General features: G+C 38.8%; 4 protein-coding genes and 1 pseudogene. 1 reads left to right on the top strand and 4 read right to left on the bottom strand.

The features are described from left to right. Window positions 1–596: 596 nt before the first annotated feature. Window positions 597–1,952 carry a group II intron reverse transcriptase/maturase gene (gene ltrA / locus P4S71_RS22965; protein ID WP_337149903.1) on the top strand — a complete coding sequence of 452 codons (1,356 nt, stop codon included), beginning with the start codon at window positions 597–599 and terminating at the stop codon, window positions 1,950–1,952. An 83-nt stretch (window positions 1,953–2,035) separates the two neighbouring features. On the opposite strand, the gene P4S71_RS22960 is transcribed toward ltrA, so the two are convergent. The 4 genes and pseudogenes from P4S71_RS22960 to P4S71_RS22945 form a co-directional block, all read right to left on the bottom strand. Further along, complete coding sequence (locus tag P4S71_RS22960) at window positions 2,036–2,539, bottom strand: hypothetical protein (protein ID WP_337151669.1); 504 nt, start codon at window positions 2,537–2,539, stop codon at window positions 2,036–2,038. Further along, the gene (locus P4S71_RS22955; RefSeq protein WP_337151668.1) at window positions 2,511–2,810 is read right to left on the bottom strand and encodes a hypothetical protein; all 300 of its coding nucleotides are present in this window, start codon (window positions 2,808–2,810) and stop codon (window positions 2,511–2,513) included. Before P4S71_RS22955 ends, P4S71_RS22960 begins: the two co-directional genes overlap by 29 nt. A gap of 264 nt (window positions 2,811–3,074) precedes the next feature. Then, a pseudogene (locus P4S71_RS23255) lies at window positions 3,075–3,341 on the bottom strand (transposase); the annotation flags it as partial. A 160-nt stretch (window positions 3,342–3,501) separates the two neighbouring features. Next, a complete protein-coding gene (locus P4S71_RS22945; RefSeq protein WP_096794446.1) occupies window positions 3,502–4,167 on the bottom strand; it encodes a hypothetical protein in 666 nt (221 codons plus the stop codon). Between the last annotated feature and the right edge of the window lie 94 nt (window positions 4,168–4,261).

Genomic DNA, 4,261 nt, shown 5'->3' with positions numbered 1-4,261 from the left:
TTGTGTACGCCCGACATGGGCATTGACTTATGAGGTGAAAGTCCTCTGTAGGAAGATCACCGTTTAAATAACATACTGTTATTAAACGATAGACACTCGCAAATGGCAAGGGCTAAATCGTGAGAGATAGTCTAGAGGAAGCCGCTAGCAAATCTGCGAGCTGATGAACAAAAACATCATATGAGGCGTAGGCTGGAGACGAGCTAGCACAAGATAGCGAAGTCATGTGATCTAACGGCCACCGTAAATGATGCAGTTGTGCAGAGAAAGTCGATGCACCTTATTCGGGGAGATCTGATAAACACGCATCCGCGCTAACGCTTGGACGATTACCAGTTAGGGACTGGTTTTTCAACCCTTGGCGCTTTGGTTGCTGCGACCTACAGCGAGCGAAATAGCAGTAAACAAGCGTTAGTTTAGACGCGCTTTATCGAGTAATCGCTAGAGTGATTTATCAGAAGTCAGCAGACGGCATACGACTGCATGGATGCAGGAGGTAGAGCAACGCAGGAGCAGTTGCCGAGTAGCCCAACACTTATCGTAATGGATAAGACATGGTGAAGGCCTGAACATCTTAACCAGAGGAGATACTACAATTGAACTTGAATTCACATAGATCACCGTGTTGTGATAGTGATGAACAGCGTTCTATGGTGAATAATACCTCAAATGAATATAACCAAACAAATCATGACCTGATGGCAAGTGTACTGAGCAACCACAATATTGGCACGGCATGGCAACATGTTAAGCGAAATAAAGGGGCTGCGGGTATTGATAATATGAGTATTGAAGAATTTAATCACTTCGCTAAGTTACATTGGCTGGGTATTAAACACCAATTACTTAACGGCACTTATCAACCCTTGCCAGTCAAACGCGTGATAATACCCAAACCCGATGGCGGTGAGCGAATGCTTGGGATCCCCTCTGTTATCGACAGAGTGATCCAACAAGCTATTGCTCAAGTGATTAGCCCTTACTTTGAGCCTCTATTTTCACCACATAGTTATGGTTATCGCCCTCATAAAAGAGCCAGCCAAGCAGTAAATCATGTTCAATCTTGTGTTAAACAAGGTTATAAAACAGCAGTTGATATTGACTTGTCTAAGTTCTTTGATGAAGTAAACCATGACATGCTGATGAATCGTGTTGCTCGTAAAATCAAAGACAAAGCACTCATGCGCCTACTCGGTAAATACCTCCGAGCAGGGGTAGCAGAACGCGAAACAGGTCTGTGGTTTGAGTCAACCAAAGGAGTCCCTCAAGGTGGGCCATTATCCCCTTTGCTTTCCAACATTTTACTCGATGAATTAGATAAGAAGCTAACCTACAAACACCTTAAGTTTGCACGTTATGCTGATGACATAATCATTTTAGTAAAAACGAAAAGTGAAGGGCTCATAATCCAACGGGACATTACTGCGTTTATCACTAACCGATTAAAACTCAAAGTGAATGAATCGAAAAGTCGAGTCGGTCCCGTATCAGGCTCGAAATTTCTTGGGTTTACCTTCCGTTACGCTCAAGTGCAGATCCACGAACAGGCGCTAAAGAAATTTAAAGCAAATGTAAGAGAACTCACTAACCGCAACTGGGGGATCTCAATGACCCTACAAATTCATAAACTCACGCAGTATTTACGTGGCTGGGGACACTATTACCTAATAGCCAACGCTTATCAGCTAACGGTGGATTTAGATCATTGGATCCGCCGTAGGATAAGAATGTGCTACTGGCGGCAGTGGCGAAAACCTCGTACCAAAGTACGCAGTTTAATGAAGTTAGGTGTTAGCGAACGACTCGCCATAGCCTGTGGTATCACCAGTAAAGGCCCTTGTCGAAGCTCAAAAACAAAAGGAATTAACATTGCGCTAGGCAATGACTATTTAGCGTCACAAGGTTTAGTGTCATTGAGAGATATTTGGATCAATATTCATTACGGGAGATGAACCGCCCATTGCGGACCCGCATGATGGGTGGTGTGGGGGCTGGAGGTTAGAGACCTCCGGCTACCCGATTATATAATTTTATATTACTCATATCGCCTAAGTTGAATTTCACTAAACATAGGATACAAATAATTTAACGTTAACATATTATTATTGAGGTTAAATTTTACCCCTCTAGGGGATGTCTCAAATGATTCAGAATTACGATTATATAGATTAAGTACGATATGATCACTCTCTACTGAATAGAATATATCAGTACTAGGTCTAGCGGCTTTTCCGTACCTAACTATTGCAGAACCATCTTCACTTCCTTTAGCCGAAGCAGAAAGCTGGCTATAGACTTCACCCGTTTGAGAAAATACGATAAATGGCTCATTTTTGTTAATTTTTGTTTCTAAAATGCTACTAATTTCATCTATAGATATTCTCTTCCCTTCTTTATTTTTTACCGAAGTTAAGAACCAAGATGCTACAATAGACACAGGTTTTCCAGGCTCTTTCTTACTGTTTTCAGCTTCTATTTTTATCAACTTATAATGGTAATCAGTAAGCATTCTAAATGCTTCTAACTTTGCAGTTATCATTATTCTCAATAACCTTTGCAAGATCTTTTTGAAACACTCCAGAAAATTCAATAGTATAAGAATCAACCTCTCCTTTAGCCTCAGCTCCAAGACCAACCCTTTTTAATATTTTATCTAACTCTGCTTTAGCTAAGCCTTTAAACTTTAACTCTTTGCTAAAACCTTCCAAGGAAATTTTTGAACAAAGACGGTTAGCGTCTTCAACGAGATCATTATTGCTAGCAAAGCAGCTAAAAGATAGAAAAGCCCCAATAATTAAAACAAACTTCACATTGAACATCATTTAATCCTTGTAGTTATTTTGCACATACTATGCTTAATTACTAAATTTACATAACGAGCCTGTAGATTAACTCGTTTTTTTATTTATTTTTATTGATAAACAAACCATAGCTGAGTTCCTATTTTGGTTCAATCGATTACTGTATTTTATGCAGAATATAAAGTGGGAGTTTGGTGTTGTTTTGATTGGCGTTTTGGACGGGATTACGGGTACTTGAGTGGCTTTTATTTAGGGTAAAAGCGCTTACCCTTCTTAATGCATCGTGTTTTGCAACTTTTCTATATTATGAACAAGACAATACAGTTGCCATTGCGCATTCACTTTCGTTTGACCCCGTAAGGTCAATTTATTCATGCCTTTATTCACTGTAATGTTCCGCTTTTTATTGAAAGGAAAGCAGGTTCAATACAGCCGAATCGTTTGCCATACTTTAATAAACAGCTGTCGTCGTCCGATTGGGCTCTCTATTTTTACTTTCATTTTGTCTACATAGTTCAGCTTTTTGCGTGATTCCTTATTTATAATAATGCACTCTTCATGCTGTTTTTGTTGGCTTTTTTCGTAATAATTAGGATGGGTGTCATCCTAATTGTCGTTACTTACAATTAGGATGGGTGTCATCCTAATTGTCGTTACTTTTCATGTATACTCCGATCTATTTGTGATTTATAACGCCTTGCTAAGTTTTGCACTCATAATATTGTTTGTTTTTTACCTGTTTACCACACCATTTTTTGAAATTTATGATGAAAGAAGTATCATTCAAATTCCTTCTAATCGCGATATTGGCTTTATCTGCGTTCACTTCATTTGGAAATGGCCCAATAACCGTCGCAAACCAACGACCTCTTTTATAAATACTTGCAGAATAGTTATGCTTTTTCGCTTTTTCGACTTCATGATTGGCGGCTGTTAATTCACTATCGGAACTTATAACAATCCCCCATTCTCCTGTATCAATATTTATCTCGCTGGCTCGCTGAATTGTGTCAGAAAACTTATTAGCACTATCCTGATTTAACGCACTACCAACTCGACGTAATATTTCCTCAGCATCATTTGGATATAAGACAAATAACAAGGCAAGAACTTCATCTTTTTCCTTACCATTACCACTTACTATTTTAGGAACAATACTGGTAATAAGCTTCTCTTTCATTTGTTTTTGAGTAGCTTCAAATTTTTTAATTTCAAGCATGAGCTCCTCATGTTTGATTTTTTTATCCAAGTTTTCGACTTCTGTTTGAAGGTTAACAGACATATACCCAATGAAGGCAACCCCCAAAGCAGATAGAAGAGATAGAACTGCAATAAAACCTTGAACAGAAAATTTACTATCCTTCATAAAGGGAGCTCCTACAATAAGTTACAATTAAAAACTTAACGCTGTTTTAAGCGGGAAATTTCAGTTGGCTAAAATAAGTGAGGCACGAACAAAA

It is taken from the genome of Pseudoalteromonas sp. B62, from assembly GCF_037162565.1.
In the GTDB taxonomy this organism is placed as follows: domain Bacteria; phylum Pseudomonadota; class Gammaproteobacteria; order Enterobacterales; family Alteromonadaceae; genus Pseudoalteromonas; species Pseudoalteromonas fuliginea.
The sequence above is the reverse complement of the archived record's forward strand: the minus strand, read 5'-3'. Positions and strand labels throughout refer to the sequence as shown.

Bases quoted from the DNA above. Each gene is read 5' to 3' on its own strand.
- P4S71_RS22960 (WP_337151669.1), bottom strand. From the start codon at position 2,539: ATGATAACTGCAAAGTTAGAAGCATTTAGAATGCTTACTGATTACCAT.
- P4S71_RS22945 (WP_096794446.1), bottom strand. From the start codon at position 4,167: ATGAAGGATAGTAAATTTTCTGTTCAAGGTTTTATTGCAGTTCTATCT.